General features: G+C 65.2%; 1 protein-coding gene. It reads right to left on the reverse strand.

The annotated features are described in order from the left end of the window. Positions 1-345, reverse strand: a 345-nt coding sequence (locus FLQ03_RS14380; RefSeq protein WP_144374146.1) for an Ig-like domain-containing protein, incomplete at both ends; no start/stop codon positions are given.

Raw genomic sequence — 345 nt, forward strand, 5'->3', positions numbered from 1 at the left:
GGTGAAGGTGACGGTGGCGGTGTCGCCCACTTGCAGCGCGCTGTCGCTGACGGTGACGCTGTTCAACGTTGGCCGTACGGTATCGATGGCGTAGTTGTTGGAGTTGCTCGTGCCGCTGCCGGCGTTACCGGCCGCGTCGGTCACGCCGCTGTTGGCCAGCGTGATGACGTTGCTGGTGGACGTCAGGTTGGCCGTCGGGGTGAAGGTAGCGGTCCAGGTGGTGCCACCGTCGCTGCTGCTGACCGCACTCAGCGTACCGTTGGCGACGGTGAGGTCGGCATTGGTAAAGCCGGTCACCGCTTCGCTGAAGGTGATGGTGACCTGGCTGGTCTCGCCCACGCTCAG

The organism is Vogesella urethralis (assembly GCF_007644045.2).
In the GTDB taxonomy this organism is placed as follows: domain Bacteria; phylum Pseudomonadota; class Gammaproteobacteria; order Burkholderiales; family Chromobacteriaceae; genus Vogesella; species Vogesella urethralis.